Raw genomic sequence first — 13,442 nt, 5'->3', positions numbered from 1 at the left:
CCGCTCTTTTAGCCACGAAAATAGACAATTATGCTTCAGGACAACCCGCTGCTAGCGCAGCTTAAACAGCAACTACATTCCCAGACGCCGCGTGCTGAAGGGGTGGTAAAAGCCACGGAAAAAGGCTTTGGCTTCCTGGAAGTCGATGCACAAAAAAGCTATTTCATTCCACCGCCGCAGATGAAAAAAGTGATGCATGGCGACCGTATTGTTGCGGTGATCCATACGGAAAAAGATCGCGAGTCTGCTGAGCCGGAAGAACTTATCGAACCCTTCCTGACGCGCTTCGTGGGTAAAATTCAGGGCAAAAATGACCGTCTGTCCATTGTGCCGGACCATCCGTTACTGAAAGATGCGATCCCTTGTCGCGCCGCCCGTGGCGTTGAACATGAATTTAAAGAAGGTGACTGGGCCGTGGCCGAAATGCGCCGCCATCCGCTGAAAGGCGATCGCACCTTCTACGCTGAATTAACCCAATTTATCACCTTTGCGGACGATCACTTTGTTCCGTGGTGGGTCACGCTGGCGCGCCATAATCTCGAAAAAGAAGCCCCGGACGGCATAGCGACTGAAATGCTGGACGAAGGTCTGGTGCGTCAGGACTTAACTGCCCTCAATTTCGTCACCATCGACAGCGCCAGCACCGAAGATATGGACGATGCACTGTATGCCGAAGAACTGGCCGATGGCAAGCTACAGTTAACCGTCGCTATTGCCGATCCTACCGCCTGGATTGCAGAAGGCAGCAAACTGGATAAAACGGCGAGAATTCGTGCGTTTACCAACTATCTTCCGGGGTTCAATATCCCGATGCTGCCACGTGAGCTGTCTGACGATCTGTGCTCTCTGCGCGCGAACGAAGTGCGTCCGGTTCTGGCTTGCCGTATGAACATTACCGCCGACGGTACGATTGAGGATAACATCACCTTCTTTGCAGCGACTATCGAGTCCAAAGCGAAGCTGGCCTATGATAACGTTTCAGACTGGCTGGAAGGCACCGGCGACTGGCAGCCTGAAAACGACGCGATTGCTGAACAAATCCGTCTACTGCATCGTATTTGTCTGAGCCGTGGTGAATGGCGGCACAACCACGCGCTGGTATTTAAAGATCGTCCGGATTACCGTTTTGTCCTCGGAGAGAAAGGCGAAGTGCTGGATATTGTGGCGGAACCGCGTCGCATCGCTAACCGTATCGTGGAAGAGTCAATGATTGCGGCAAATATTTGTGCTGCACGCGTACTTCGCGACACGCTGGGCTTCGGTATTTATAACGTCCATATGGGATTTGATCCGGCAAACGCCGACGCGCTGGCTGCGCTGCTGAAAACCCATGGTATGCACGTAGATGCCGAAGAGGTTCTGACGCTGGAAGGCTTCTGCAAACTGCGCCGCGAACTGGATGCGCAGCCTTCCGGTTTCCTCGATAGCCGTATTCGCCGGTTCCAGTCGTATGCTGAAATCAGCACCGAGCCAGGCCCGCACTTTGGGCTGGGTCTGGAAGCCTATGCCACCTGGACCTCTCCTATTCGTAAGTATGGCGACATGATCAACCACCGTCTGCTTAAGGCGGTCATCAAAGGCGAAACGATTGCCCGTCCGCAGGATGATACGACCCTGCAAATGGCCGAACGTCGTCGCCTGAACCGCATGGCCGAACGCGATGTGGGTGACTGGTTATACGCCCGCTTCCTGAGCGACAAAGCCGGCACCGACGCCCGCTTCGCTGCCGAGATCATTGACGTCAGCCGCGGCGGTATGCGAGTGCGTTTAGTGGATAATGGTGCAATCGCATTTATTCCAGCCCCGTTCCTGCATGCTGTTCGTGACGAACTGGTATGCAGCCAGGAAAGCGGTACCGTACAAATCAAAGGTGAAGTGGTTTACAAAGTCACAGATGTGATTGATGTCACCATTGCTGAAGTGCGGATGGAAACCCGCAGCGTTATCGCTCGTCCAGCCGCGTAACATCGATGAAGCTAACGGCCTTTCTCTTCTTGTGAAAGGTCGTTTTCTTTTCTCTCCCAAATCTCCACCACGCACTACACTTCTTTCATCCGGTCTAATTTATTTTTTTACTATTTTCAGTTCCGCTAGCTTTGCTTTTTTTAGATTCTGGATTACATATCAATATATAAATAAAACAATACGTTCAGCCATAATCACCCTGTATGAATCATGGCTACCTATACTTTTGAGGCTCTATGCGCTTTAAGCGGGATAGTACACATCATGAAAGACGTCCGGGAGCGGGTTACGTTGTATAGCTATGTGGGCACTCATAACCCCTACTGGCGCCTGTCAGAGGATTGCAACATCCTGCATTTCTCTATCGACGAAGCGTCAGCAGCCGATCAGACCGTCGAATTGTCAGTTGAGCAAGCCGACCGCATTCGTGAAATGACTGTGATTACGTCGAGCCTGTTGATGACACTCCCCATTGAAGATGACGACATTCCCGTCCATCTGGTCGGCAGGAAAATCAATAAGCGCGAATGGGCCGGTAGCGCATCCGCCTGGGATGACACCCCTTCCGTCGCGCGCGACCTGGCTCACGGCCTCTCCTTCGCTGAGCAGGTTGTTTCTGAAGCTAACGCCGTCATTGTCATTCTTGACCGTATGGGCAACATCCAGCGCTTTAATCGCCTGTGCGAAGAGTACACCGGTCTCAAAGAGCGTGAAGTGATTGGCCAAAGCGTTTTCACGCTATTTATGAGCCGGCGCGAAGCCGCAGCCTCAAGACGCAACATTGCGGTGTTTTTTCGCGATGGTAATTCTTATGAGGTCGAACGTTGGGTTAAAACCTGCAAAGGCCAGCGCCTGTTTCTGTTCCGCAATAAGTTTGTGCATAACGGTAGCGGTAAGAACGAAATATTTCTGATCTGTTCCGGTACCGATATCACTGAAGAGCGCCGCGCTCAGGAGCGTCTACGGGTGCTGGCAAATACCGACTCCATCACCGGTTTACCGAATCGCAACGCAATTCACGAGCTGATCAGCAACGCCATCGAAAACGCGGGTGATACGCAAGTTGGGATTGTATATCTCGATTTGGATAACTTTAAAAAAGTTAATGATGCCTACGGGCATATGTTTGGCGATCAGCTGTTACAGAGTGTATCGCTGGCAATCCTCAGTTGCCTCGACGACAACCAACTACTGGCAAGATTTGGCGGTGATGAATTTATTGTCCTTGCCACCGAAACGTCCCAGGGCGCGCTGGAGGCTACGGCATCACGTATTCTGACGCGCCTGCGTCAACCTTTTCGCATTGGACTAATAGAGGTCTATACCGGATGTTCAATCGGTATTTCTCTCGCACCACAGCATGGACAGGACGGCGAGAGCGTCATCCGTAACGCGGATACGGCCATGTACACGGCAAAAGAAGGCGGTCGTGGTCAGTTTTGCGTCTTCTCTCCGGAAATGAATCAGCGGGTTTTTGAATATTTGTGGTTAGACACCAATCTGCGTAAGGCGCTGGAAAACGATCAACTGGTTATCCACTATCAGCCAAAAATAACCTGGCGCGGTGAAGTACGGAGTCTTGAGGCTTTGGTTCGTTGGCAGTCCCCGGAACGTGGCCTCATACCGCCGTTAGAGTTTATCTCTTACGCCGAAGAATCAGGGCTCATTGTTCCACTCGGCCGATGGGTTATTCTGGACGTTGTGCGCCAGGTGGCAAAATGGCGTGCCAAGGGAATAAATCTACGCGTGGCGGTAAACGTGTCTGCGCGCCAGCTCGCCGACCAGACGCTTTTTACCGCTCTCAAGCAGGTGCTTCACGATCTCAACTTTGAATACTGCCCCATCGATGTTGAATTAACGGAAAGCAGTTTGATTGAAAATGAGCAGTTGGCGCTATCCGTCATTCAGCAATTTAGCCAGTTGGGGGCACAAATCCATTTGGATGATTTTGGCACCGGCTATTCGTCGCTGTCTCAACTGGCCCGCTTCCCGCTTGATGCCATAAAACTGGATCAAACCTTTGTCAGAGATGTGCACAAGCAACCTATTTCGCAGTCGCTGGTGCGGGCCATTGTCGCGGTTGCGCAGGCGCTCAACCTGCAGGTCATCGCCGAAGGCGTTGAAAGTGCAAAAGAGGATGCGTTTCTGACCAAGAATGGCGTCAATGAGCGTCAGGGATTCTTATTCGCCAAGCCCATGCCTGCGGCTGCGTTTGAACGATGGTATCGACGACACCTGAACAAAAATACGCGATAATGCAGAAAGATTGATCGGAGAAAATAGCCATAAATGGACAATACGTGATGATCCTATCTGTATGTAATCACAGAATATATAATATTCTTCAATCATTCATGTTAATACTATTTTTCCCTTCTCTTTTGTCATGAAATTCTGCATCATGAAATTCAAACTCTATTGCCCTTTGGATGATGACCATGTCTGATATCGACGCTCAGCGTCTGGCCGAACGCATTGATACCGTGCTGGATATCCTCGTTGCAGGTGATTACCACTCAGCCATCCACAATCTCGAAATTCTGAAGGCTGAACTGTTAAACACGGTCAAAGAAGATACTCAATCTTTGTCAACAAAACAGAAAGCTCCGTGGGAGATCTGATGACATCGCTCTCTTGATGTTACTGCTATCAGCAGACTTCCGTTTATTTTCCGATACGACATTGCTATAAAAATTAATACTATGAATTCCCGACAACAATCTATTTTGCAGATGGTGACCGATAAAGGTCAGATGAGCGTCGCCGATCTGGCAAAAATCACCGGCGTTTCAGAAGTGACGATTCGACAGGATCTGAATACGCTGGAAAAACAGAGTTATTTACGCCGTGCGCACGGATTTGCTGTTTCGTTAAACAGCGATGATGTGGAAACGCGCATGATGACCAATTTCACGCTAAAACGTGAGCTGGCTGAATTCGCTGCATCGCTGGTCAGCCCCGGCGAGTCTGTATTCATTGAGAACGGCAGCAGCAACGCGCTACTGGCAAGAACCCTGGCGGAGCAAAAAGATGTCACTATCATTACGGTGAGCAGCTACATCGCTCACCTGCTCAAAGAAACGCCCTGTGAAGTGATTCTCCTTGGTGGGATTTATCAGAAAAAAAGTGAGAGCATGGTCGGCCCCTTAACTCGCCAGTTTATCCAGCAGGTACACTTCAGTAAGGCCTTTATCGGCATTGATGGCTGGCAGGCAGACACCGGCTTCACCGGACGCGATATGATGCGTTCTGATGTGGTTAATGCGGTACTGGAAAAAGGCGCAGAGGTTATTGTGCTTACCGACAGCTCAAAATTCGACGCTATTCACCCTTACACCCTGGGGCCTTTAGAGCGGTTCAGCCGCGTCGTGACGGACTCTAAGCTCAGCGCCAGCGTACAAATGCAGCTTGAGTATTCAGGATTAACCGTCAATATCATTGATACCAACGCATAATGCCTGCGCAAGATGATTTGTCGGCAGGCAAATCATCTCTTCTCTGAGAGTTATCTGACAACCCAATTAAGACTTTTTACCTGTTGTTAACAGGATAAACTCGTAAAATTAATGTTAGCGATATAACAGGAGCGAACATCCAACTGCAGGATATTGGTTGTCATGCTTTCGCTAAACGGTTACACGGAAATATCTTTGATAGTCACGATTTAGCGCTATCCTTAAAGAACACTGGATTCCGTGAATCAATAATTCAGGAGAAAGTATTATGTTAGTAACGAGCAAAAAAATGACCGCAGCCATTCTGGCGCTTACTCTGGCAATGTCTCTGAGCGCCTGCTCTAACTGGTCCAAACGCGACCGTAACACCGCTATCGGGGCTGGTGCGGGTGCAGTAGGTGGTGCAGTCCTGACGGATGGCAGCGCGCTGGGTACGCTGGGTGGTGCTGCTGTCGGTGGTATTATTGGCCATCAGGTAGGTAAATAATTTACGGTTGACCAGCTCGATATAATTAAACGTTTACTTTTTCAGCTCTGTATTTTAAAAAGCCACTGATTATCTCCGTGGCTTTTTATTAACCGCCAGCCAGTTTTACTTTCATGCCTTTGGCTTCCAGCAATGATTTTATCAGGTCACGTTTATCGCCCTGAATTTCAATCACACCATCTTTTACCGCCCCACCGCAACCACATTTTTTCTTCAGTTCCGCGGCTAATTTAGCCAGTTCAGCATCATCCTGATCAATACCGGTAATCAGGCACACGCCCTTCCCTTTGCGGCCACTGGTCTGGCGTTGAATGCGGATAATACCATCACCCTTTGGACGCTCAGGGGCGGCCTTCGGTTCTTCAATTCGCCCGGAGTCGGTTGAATAGACCAGGCGAGAGTTTGAATCGCTCATTTACACACCTCGTTTCAGAGAGGCATTGATCATCTTCAGCGTCTGCGCCGGGTCAGCAGACTGCGTGACCGGACGACCAATCACCATGTAATCCACACCGGCTAACTGCGCCTGCTCTGGCGTCATAATACGACGCTGATCGCCCGCTTCACTGCCTTCAGGGCGAATACCCGGCGTCACTAACTTAAATGCCTGTCCAAACGCCTGTTTGAATCGTACCGCTTCCTGCGCTGAGCATACGACACCGTCCAGCCCGCAATGTTGAGTTAAACGCGCCAGTCTTTCAGCATGCTCTGCTGGTGACAACGTCACACCGAGATCGGCGAGATCGCTGGCTTCCATGCTGGTCAGAACCGTCACAGCAATTAGCAATGGCGCATCCTTACCAAAAGGCACCAGGGCCTCACGGGCAGCCGTCATCATGCGCGCCCCGCCAGAGGCGTGTACGTTAACCATCCACACGCCGAGATCGGCAGCTGCAGCTACGGCATGTGCAGTTGTATTGGGAATGTCATGAAATTTCAAATCAAGAAAGACATCAAAACCACGTTGTTGTAGTTCACGAACCAACTGAGGTCCAAAAAGCGTGAACATCTCCTTGCCCACTTTCAAACGGCAATCACGAGGATCAATTCTGTCGACAAAAGCTAATGCTTTATCACGATTTGCGTAATCAAGAGCGACAACGACAGGAGAATCAGTAACAGCACGAGAAGAAGATGAAGCAGTAAACGTCATGACCAGACCTTCCTGAGGATGGGCGCCACCGGTGGCGCAAAATGGGTAAACGGCGTGCATTCTACCTGCGGCAATAGAAAATTAACAGGCGCGATTACATTTCTGCCAGGCGAACCGGCCGCGGGGGTTGATGATGGGACGATTACACCCTACCAGGATGTTGTAACTAAGTTGAAGTTTTTTTAAAAATTACAGCCCATCAAGCCCACGAATAGGTTTAATGGTTGACCATGAACGGCAGGATGGACAATGCCAGTACAGCGTATAAGCGGTAAACCCGCATTTCTGACAGCGATAGCGCGGCTTACTACGTACCTGCTCCCCGACCATATCGCGCAGCACCATCAGGCTCTCTTTGGCGCGCCCTTCTTCTGCTTCGTTAAGATGATAATCCATCAGCTTGTGGAATACACGCATCGTAGGATGCCGTTGCAGCTGACGAGTGATATAAACCTGAGCGGTATCAGTCCCCTCACGCGCCTCAAGGATATCTGCAAGCATCAGTTCAGCGGCGGCACCTGTGTTTTCCTCAACCGCACGGCGTAAAAACTCTGCCCACTCATCGTTTTTTCCCAAATGCTGGTAGCAGCTTTGCAGCATTTCCAGCGTTTCACTGACCAGCTCTTTATCCTGAGAAATCACCCGTTGCAGACTTTCAACCGCCCTGGAGTAATCGCCGTTCAGCATATATACGCGCCCCATCATGATGGAAACGCGGGCGCTGTTTTTGTCTGCTGCCGCCCCTTTTTTCAACAGCGTCATGGCACGATCCATATCGTCGTTGCCCATTTGCTGTAACGCCAGTTCGCAGTAAAAATGCGCTATCTCAATGCGTTGTTTGTCTTTGCCAAGCTTTACCAGACGCTCTGCAACGTCAATGGCTTTTTGCCATTCGCTGGTTGCCTGATAAATTTGCAGCAACTGCTGTAATGCGCCAACGCGAAAATCGGTTTCATCGGTCAGCTGATTGAACATATCTTCCGCACGGTCATACAGGCCGGCGGCCATGTAGTCGCGGCCCAGTTGTTGCACTGCCAGCAAACGCTGTTCGTAGGTCAGCGAGGCGCTTTCCATAAGGGTTTGGTGGATGCGGATTGCACGATCGACTTCACCGCGCGAACGGAACAGGTTTCCGAGGGTGAGATGAGCCTCAACGGTGCCCGTATCCTCTTTCAGCATATCGAGGAACAGATCCACCGCTTTATCTTGTTGGTTGCTCAGGAGGAAGTTAACCCCGGCGACATAGTCACGGGAAAGTCGGTTAGCTTCATCCTGCTTTGTTTGTTGCGCACTTCTGCGACCCATATACCACCCATAGGCAGCGGCTACAGGTAAAAGCAGAAACAACAACTCCAACATAAATAATTATTCCTTTACAACCGACGAATCGGCGGATACCGCAACGTCGGTCGCAGGCGCAAGCTGGTTTTCCAGTCGTTTGATTTTACGTTCGGCGCGCGCAAGAGACACTCGAACCTTCAGCCAGAAAAGGCCGCAAATTAGCCAACCAATCGCAAAACCTGCGGCAAACAATACAGCAAGCAGCGTAGAGATACGATGCTCACCCTGAGCCAGCAGGTAATTAAACGTAACCTGTTGATCGTTTTGCGCACCTAATGTCACCGAAATAACAAAAATCGCCAACACCAGTAAGAAAATGAGTAAATATTTCACATTACTTCCCGTTATGTGGTTTGAGCGAATAAATCGTGTCCAACTTACCGCGTTGAGCCCTTTAAATTACCATTTTCACACCGAGTGCGAAATGGAAAAGCGCTTTATGCCTTCTGATTTAAGGGCAAAATTCGAAAAATCAATCATAGCTAACTTTCTTGTTCACGCTGCGCAATTTCTTTTGTCTCCTGTACTGGCGGTGTTAAAGGCCCGCATATCCGCTGCGCAAGCCAGGTTGCCAGGGTCACCAACAGCCAGGAAATCAGCGTTGCGACCACCAAATCACGGGGCCAGTGCATTCCGAGCAGCAAACGGCTCCCCATCACACCCGTCGCCCAGATGAGCAAGAATGCAATAGTCAGCGTGCGTCTGCGTGGCCACAGCAATCCTACCGCCAACAAAGCCCAGCTGGCAGCAAACATCGTATGTCCGGATGGAAAAGCAAACCCTGTTTCTTTTTGCCAGTGCTTACGTAGAAACGTTGGCACGTCCCGCTGTTCGGCTAATTGTTCTTTGACTAAGTTCCCACGATCTTTACGTTTTAAAGTGTAGAACTCATCAACCGGAATATGGTGCGTTTTTTCCAGCCATACGACAAATGGCCGCGGTTCCTGCACCCTGTCTTTAACCCAGGACTTCACGCCCTGCCCAACTAAAATCGCCGCCGCCAGGATCGCAAACAGCATTAGCGCTGCTTTCAGACGAAAACGCAAACACCACAAAAACCATGCACAGAGCGCTACGTGAGTGATAATTCCCCATGGCTGTGTCACCGTTTCCGTTACCCAGTACAGGGATTTTAACCACCAGACATTATGCCCTGGTTGCCAACTCCAACCTGATACCCATACAGCAACCGGCATGATAAGCAGCAGTCCGGCGCCGACTGCGGTGCGCTTTGCAATTGAAAGCATTGCCTCTCCTTTCGTCGATAAGTCTCACAATCATAACTGAAAAATGCGCACGCCGGAAAAATTGACAATTTTGTGCCATTCCAAAAGCGAATCCGTTGTCGCAATTAGGTGAACATCGCTGGCTTATGGCAAAATAGTGCAATACAGAACAGAAGCCAACAGGCGACGGCACGACAGTGCCAGCATAATCTGGAGAATTACATGCAGCTTAAACGTGTGGCAGAAGCCAAACTGCCAACCCCCTGGGGCGATTTCCTGATGGTGGGATTTGAAGAACTGGCAACCGGACACGATCATGTCGCGCTGATTTTTGGCGATATTACAGGCCAAACACCTGTCCTGGCGCGTGTCCACTCTGAGTGTCTGACTGGCGATGCGCTGTTTAGCCTACGTTGCGATTGCGGTTTCCAGCTCGAAGCGGCCCTGTCCCACATTGCTGAAGAAGGGCGTGGCATTCTGCTCTATCATCGTCAGGAAGGACGCAACATTGGCCTGCTAAATAAAATCCGCGCCTATGCGTTGCAGGACCAGGGTTATGATACGGTTGAAGCCAATCATCAGTTAGGATTTGCGGCAGACGAGCGTGATTTCACGCTGTGTGCGGACATGTTCAAGCTGCTGGGCGTTGACGAGGTACGTTTGTTGACCAATAACCCGAAGAAAGTGGAAATTCTGACCGAAGCGGGTATCAATATCGTTGAACGCGTGCCGCTGATTGTGGGTCGTAATCCGAATAATGAACATTATCTGGATACCAAAGCCGCGAAGATGGGCCATTTGTTAAATAAATAATTTCCGTTTACCCGGTACAGAGAAAAGCCTGCTCACGCAGGCTTTTTTACATGTTATTTCAACATATTACGAATGACATAGTGGAGAATACCGTCGTTCTGGTAATACGTTAACTCCGTCGCGGTATCGATGCGGCAACGGCACAAAATCACCTCTTTACGCCCATCCGCCCGAGACAAACTTACCGGAACTGTCGCCCCCGGTTTAATGTTTTGCAGGTCCGTAATATCAATCGCTTCCTCACCGGTTAATCCCAGCGTTTTACGCGTAACCCCCTGTGGGAACTCAAGCGGTAGAATCCCCATGCCGATCAGGTTAGAACGGTGAATTCGCTCAAAGGACTCAGCAATAACCACGCGTACACCCAGCAAGCGTGGACCTTTCGCAGCCCAGTCACGACTGGAGCCAGAACCATATTCCTTACCGGCAATGACTGCCAACGGAACATTCTCCTGTTGGTATTGCATGGCGGCATCATAGATAGCCACCACTTCCGTCCCCGGCAAATGCCGCGTCATCCCGCCTTCCACGCCTGGCACCATCTCATTACGAATACGAATATTGGCAAAAGTACCGCGCATCATCACTTCATGGTTTCCGCGTCGGGAGCCGTAGGAGTTAAAGTCTTTGCGCTCAACGCCGTGGCTTTGCAAATACCGACCGGCCGGGCTATCCGCTTTAATGCTACCTGCCGGAGAAATATGGTCGGTGGTCACCGAGTCGCCTAACATCGCCAGAATGCGGGCGCCATGAATGTCCCGCACCGGATCCGGCGTAGCCTGCATACCATCAAAGAACGGCGACAAACGGATATAGGTCGAGTCCGACTGCCAGCCATAGGTGTCAGCCCGATCAACTTGAATCGCTTTCCATTCCGGCGTGCCTTCAAACACTTCGGCATACTCTTTATGGAACATAGCGGTAGACACCTGCTCAACGGCTCGGGCGATTTCCTGCGCAGTTGGCCAGATATCTTTCAAGTAAACGGGATCGCCTTTTCTATCATGACCTAACGGATCTTTCGTCAGGTTGATATTCATATTCCCCGCCAGTGCGTAAGCTACTACCAGCGGCGGAGACGCCAACCAGTTCGTCTTGACGAGCGGATGGATGCGTCCTTCAAAGTTACGGTTGCCGGAAAGCACTGCGCCAACCGTGAGATCGCCTTTTTTGATCGCCGTCTCAATAGGATCGGGCAACGGTCCGGAATTACCTATACAGGTAGTACAGCCATAACCCACGAGGTTAAAGCCCAACTCATCGAGATACGGTGTGAACCCGGCCTGTGCCAGATAGTCAGAAACGACTTTAGAGCCAGGCGCCAGTGAAGCTTTAACCCAGGGTTGACGTTTCAGACCGAGCGTAACCGCTTTCTTCGCCAGCAGTCCCGCCGCCATCAATACGCTTGGGTTAGAGGTGTTGGTACAGGAGGTGATCGCCGCAATCACCACCGCGCCATCCGGCAACTGGTATTGATGCCCGTTCATTGTATAGTCCACTGGCTGACGATCTTTTAGCGAGCTATTCACTTCAAGCTCGTTACTCGCCGAGAACGCTTTCGGGACATCAGCGAGCGCAACCCGATCCTGCGGACGTTTCGGCCCGGCAAGGCTCGCCTCCACACTCCCCATATCCAGCTCCAGCGAGCTGGTAAATACGGGTTCATCGCCTGGGTTACGCCACATCCCCTGCGCTTTAGCATAAGCGCCGACCAGTTCGACCTGCTCCTCACTGCGTCCGCTCAGGCGCATATATTCAAGAGTGATGTCATCAATCGGGAAGAAACCACAGGTTGCGCCATATTCCGGCGACATGTTCGCAATGGTTGCCCGATCGGCCAGCGGTAAGGTGTCCAGACCATCGCCATAGAATTCAACAAATTTCCCAACCACACCGTGCTTACGCAGCATTTGGGTGACGGTCAGCACCAGATCGGTTGCGGTGATACCTTCCCGCAGTTTACCTACCAGCTTGAAGCCTACCACGTCAGGGATAAGCATTGAGACCGGCTGGCCCAGCATCGCGGCTTCGGCTTCAATGCCCCCGACGCCCCAGCCCAGCACACCGAGACCATTTATCATCGTAGTATGGGAATCGGTACCGACCAGCGTATCCGGATAAGCCACCCATTCACCGTTTTGTAATTCGCTCCAGACGGCTTTACCCAAATATTCAAGGTTAACCTGGTGACAAATCCCCGTTCCCGGCGGCACAACGCTGAAGCGACTGAATGCTTGCTGTCCCCATTTCAGAAACACATAGCGCTCATGGTTACGTTCCATTTCCAGACGGACGTTCTCTTCGAAAGCGTCATCATCACCGAAACGATCCACCGTTACGGAGTGGTCTATGACAAGATCAACTGGCGAAAGCGGATTCACTTTTGCCGTATCCCCGCCCAAACGTTTTACCGCTTCGCGCATAGCGGCCAGATCGACCACTGCGGGTACGCCGGTAAAGTCCTGCATCAAAACGCGAGCGGGTCGATAGGCAATCTCACGATCGGCATGCGCGGTTTCCAACCAACGCGCCAGGGCATGAATATCGTCTTCGGTAACGGTATTTTCGTCCTGCCAGCGAAGCAGGTTCTCCAGCAAAACTTTTAACGATTTAGGCAGGCGGGTGATATCACCCAGTGTTTGTGCGGCCAGAGGCAAGCTGTAGTAACGGTAGGTTTTATCATTAACCTGCAATGTGTCCTTACTGGCTTCGCGTAGGGTCGACGACATAGCTCCTCCTTAAATGACAGGGTTGGATCCCCTGATTTTCTTCAGGGTTAGTATTAAAGATAACACAAACAAAATGTAACGCTTTGATAACAACTCAAATTGATAAAAGTGGAGAACATCAGAAAAGCGGCGTGTGGTATAAATTGCGAGGAGAAGGTACGAGAGCGAAAGTGGGTCGCGTTAATGTGTAACAGGTATGTATGCAATCGATAATATGCTGATTAGCGGGGGACATCGCGATTGCATGTAATAAGTCATACGAAGTATCAGACA

The 13,442-nt window shown here is 50.8% G+C and carries 12 protein-coding genes; 6 read left to right on the top strand and 6 right to left on the bottom strand.

Going from position 1 to position 13,442, the window contains the following annotated elements:
* The first annotated feature begins 30 nt into the window (after positions 1-30).
* The 5 genes from FDX04_RS06405 (at position 31) to osmB (ending at position 5,907) form a co-directional block, all read left to right on the top strand.
* Positions 31-1,965: an exoribonuclease II gene (locus FDX04_RS06405; RefSeq protein WP_137370635.1), complete on the top strand. Its 1,935-nt coding sequence runs from the start codon at positions 31-33 to the stop codon at positions 1,963-1,965.
* 264 nt (positions 1,966-2,229) lie between these two features.
* Positions 2,230-4,221, top strand: coding sequence for a cyclic di-GMP phosphodiesterase (gene pdeR, locus FDX04_RS06395; RefSeq protein ID WP_137370634.1), 1,992 nt, complete (start codon positions 2,230-2,232; stop codon positions 4,219-4,221).
* A gap of 182 nt (positions 4,222-4,403) precedes the next feature.
* Positions 4,404-4,586, top strand: coding sequence for a hypothetical protein (locus FDX04_RS06385; RefSeq protein ID WP_042308514.1), 183 nt, complete (start codon positions 4,404-4,406; stop codon positions 4,584-4,586).
* 81 nt (positions 4,587-4,667) lie between these two features.
* Positions 4,668-5,420: a DNA-binding transcriptional regulator YciT gene (locus FDX04_RS06380; protein ID WP_137370633.1), complete on the top strand. Its 753-nt coding sequence runs from the start codon at positions 4,668-4,670 to the stop codon at positions 5,418-5,420.
* Between the two features lie 268 nt (positions 5,421-5,688).
* Positions 5,689-5,907, top strand: a complete 219-nt coding sequence (gene osmB, locus FDX04_RS06375; RefSeq protein ID WP_038640946.1) for an osmotically-inducible lipoprotein OsmB — start codon at positions 5,689-5,691, stop codon at positions 5,905-5,907.
* Positions 5,908-5,995: 88 nt separating this feature from the next.
* Here the strand turns inward: osmB and yciH are convergent, their stop codons facing one another.
* The 5 genes from yciH to pgpB form a co-directional block, all read right to left on the bottom strand.
* Positions 5,996-6,322 carry a stress response translation initiation inhibitor YciH gene (gene yciH, locus FDX04_RS06370; RefSeq protein ID WP_137370632.1) on the bottom strand — a complete coding sequence of 109 codons (327 nt, stop codon included), beginning with the start codon at positions 6,320-6,322 and terminating at the stop codon, positions 5,996-5,998.
* On the bottom strand, positions 6,323-7,060 hold the full coding sequence (gene pyrF / locus FDX04_RS06365; protein WP_137350304.1) for an orotidine-5'-phosphate decarboxylase: 738 nt from the start codon (positions 7,058-7,060) through the stop codon (positions 6,323-6,325).
* Between the two features lie 189 nt (positions 7,061-7,249).
* Positions 7,250-8,419 (bottom strand): lipopolysaccharide assembly protein LapB, encoded by a 1,170-nt coding sequence (gene lapB / locus FDX04_RS06360; RefSeq protein ID WP_038640951.1) that lies wholly within the window; start codon positions 8,417-8,419, stop codon positions 7,250-7,252.
* 6 nt (positions 8,420-8,425) lie between these two features.
* Positions 8,426-8,734, bottom strand: a complete 309-nt coding sequence (locus FDX04_RS06355; RefSeq protein WP_137370631.1) for a LapA family protein — start codon at positions 8,732-8,734, stop codon at positions 8,426-8,428.
* Positions 8,735-8,883: 149 nt separating this feature from the next.
* Positions 8,884-9,648 carry a phosphatidylglycerophosphatase B gene (gene pgpB, locus FDX04_RS06350; protein WP_137370630.1) on the bottom strand — a complete coding sequence of 255 codons (765 nt, stop codon included), beginning with the start codon at positions 9,646-9,648 and terminating at the stop codon, positions 8,884-8,886.
* A gap of 201 nt (positions 9,649-9,849) precedes the next feature.
* Here pgpB and ribA point away from each other — a divergent pair, with 201 nt between their 5' ends.
* A complete protein-coding gene (gene ribA / locus FDX04_RS06345; RefSeq protein ID WP_038640958.1) occupies positions 9,850-10,440 on the top strand; it encodes a GTP cyclohydrolase II in 591 nt (196 codons plus the stop codon).
* Positions 10,441-10,493: 53 nt separating this feature from the next.
* On the opposite strand, the gene acnA is transcribed toward ribA, so the two are convergent.
* Complete coding sequence (acnA, locus tag FDX04_RS06340; RefSeq protein ID WP_137370629.1) at positions 10,494-13,169, bottom strand: aconitate hydratase AcnA; 2,676 nt, start codon at positions 13,167-13,169, stop codon at positions 10,494-10,496.
* Positions 13,170-13,442: the final 273 nt, after the last annotated feature.

This window comes from Citrobacter sp. wls615 (genome assembly GCF_005281355.1).
Classification (GTDB): domain Bacteria; phylum Pseudomonadota; class Gammaproteobacteria; order Enterobacterales; family Enterobacteriaceae; genus Citrobacter; species Citrobacter werkmanii.
The sequence above is the reverse complement of the archived record's forward strand: the minus strand, read 5'-3'. Positions and strand labels throughout refer to the sequence as shown.

What these genes read in the sequence shown, in the direction of transcription:
- FDX04_RS06405 (WP_137370635.1), top strand. Translation starts at nt 31, where the DNA reads ATGCTTCAGGACAACCCGCTGCTAGCGCAGCTTAAACAGCAACTACAT.
- pdeR (WP_137370634.1), top strand. Translation starts at nt 2,230, where the DNA reads ATGAAAGACGTCCGGGAGCGGGTTACGTTGTATAGCTATGTGGGCACT.
- FDX04_RS06385 (WP_042308514.1), top strand. Translation starts at nt 4,404, where the DNA reads ATGTCTGATATCGACGCTCAGCGTCTGGCCGAACGCATTGATACCGTG.
- FDX04_RS06380 (WP_137370633.1), top strand. Translation starts at nt 4,668, where the DNA reads ATGAATTCCCGACAACAATCTATTTTGCAGATGGTGACCGATAAAGGT.
- osmB (WP_038640946.1), top strand. Translation starts at nt 5,689, where the DNA reads ATGTTAGTAACGAGCAAAAAAATGACCGCAGCCATTCTGGCGCTTACT.
- yciH (WP_137370632.1), bottom strand. Translation starts at nt 6,322, where the DNA reads ATGAGCGATTCAAACTCTCGCCTGGTCTATTCAACCGACTCCGGGCGA.
- pyrF (WP_137350304.1), bottom strand. Translation starts at nt 7,060, where the DNA reads ATGACGTTTACTGCTTCATCTTCTTCTCGTGCTGTTACTGATTCTCCT.
- lapB (WP_038640951.1), bottom strand. Translation starts at nt 8,419, where the DNA reads ATGTTGGAGTTGTTGTTTCTGCTTTTACCTGTAGCCGCTGCCTATGGG.
- pgpB (WP_137370630.1), bottom strand. Translation starts at nt 9,648, where the DNA reads ATGCTTTCAATTGCAAAGCGCACCGCAGTCGGCGCCGGACTGCTGCTT.
- ribA (WP_038640958.1), top strand. Translation starts at nt 9,850, where the DNA reads ATGCAGCTTAAACGTGTGGCAGAAGCCAAACTGCCAACCCCCTGGGGC.
- acnA (WP_137370629.1), bottom strand. Translation starts at nt 13,169, where the DNA reads ATGTCGTCGACCCTACGCGAAGCCAGTAAGGACACATTGCAGGTTAAT.